This window comes from Streptomyces himastatinicus ATCC 53653 (assembly GCF_000158915.1).
Classification (GTDB): domain Bacteria; phylum Actinomycetota; class Actinomycetes; order Streptomycetales; family Streptomycetaceae; genus Streptomyces; species Streptomyces himastatinicus.
Map to the genome: position 1 here is coordinate 6,785,015 of NZ_GG657754.1, position 1,298 is coordinate 6,786,312.

General features: G+C 71.8%; 1 protein-coding gene. It reads left to right on the plus strand.

Annotated elements, in window-relative coordinates; all coding sequences use genetic code 11:
* Positions 1-1,298: beta-ketoacyl reductase (locus SSOG_RS29000; RefSeq protein WP_154686113.1), on the plus strand; the 1,298-nt coding region annotated here is incomplete at both ends.

The window sequence follows — 1,298 nt, forward strand, 5'->3', positions numbered from 1 at the left end:
GGATCCGGGGCTGTCGTTGGGTGAGGTGTTGCCTGCGTTGTCGTCGTGGCGGCGGCAGGAGTCCGTGCGTACGACGGTGAGTGGTTGGCGTTATGGGGTGTCGTGGCGGCCGGTGAGGGATCGGTCGGCCGGGGCGCCGGGTCGTTGTTGGGTGGTGGTGGTTCCGGCTGGTGAGGCCGGGGGTGCCTGGTCCGCGGGTGTGGTGCGGATGCTGGCCGAGCGTGGCGTTGATGTGCGGCTCGTTGAGTCGGGTGCTGAGGTTGAGCGGGGCGCGGTTGCTGAGCGGCTGCGTGCGGCGGTCGGCGACGTGGCGGTGACGGGTGTGGTGTCGCTGCTGGCTCTCGGGGACGTCGATGGGGTGCTGGGGACGGCTGCGTTGACGCAGGCGTTGGGTGATGCGGGCGTGGGTGCGCCGTTGTGGGTGGCGACGCGGGGTGCGGTGTCGGTGGGGCGTTCGGACGGTGCGGTGTGCCCGGACCAGGCGTTGGTGTGGGGTCTGGGTCGGGTGGCGGCGTTGGAGTTGCCGGAGCGGTGGGGTGGGTTGGTTGATCTGCCGGAGTCGGTGGATGAGCGTGCGCTTGCGCGGCTGGCGGGGGTGCTGGCTGGCGGTGGCGGTGAGGACCAGGTCGCGGTGCGGGCGTCGGGGGTCTTCGGGCGTCGGCTGGTTCGGGCCTCTGCGGCGGTGTCGTCGGGTGGTTCGTGGCGGCCCGGTGGTGGGTCGGTGCTGGTCACGGGTGGTACGGGTGCGTTGGGTGCGCGGGTGGCGCGTTGGCTGGTGGCGGCTGGTGCTGAGCATGTGGTGCTGAGCAGCCGTCGTGGACTGGATGCTCCGGGTGCGGTCGAGCTGCGGGATGAGTTGTCGGCGTCGGGTGCCCGGGTGACCGTGGCGGCGTGTGATGTGGCGGATCGGGATGCGCTGGCGGAGTTGCTGGCGTCGCTGCCGGACGAGCTGCCGCTGACCGCCGTTATCCACACCGCCGGTGTGCTGGACGACGGCGTACTGGACTCGCTCACCCCCGAGCGGTTCGCCTCGGTGCTCCGCGCGAAGGTCGACGCCGCGCACCATCTGGACGAGCTGACGCGTGACCTGGACCTTTCGGCGTTCGTCCTCTTCTCCTCGATCACCGGATCGGTCGGCGCGGCCGGTCAGGGCAACTACGCGGCGGCCAACGCCTATCTGGATGCGCTGGCCGAGCGGCGGCGCGCCCAGGGTTTGCCCGCGACGTCGATCGCGTGGGGTCCGTGGGCCGACGGTGGCATGGCGGCGGACGATGCGCTGGAGCGGCGTATGCGTCGCG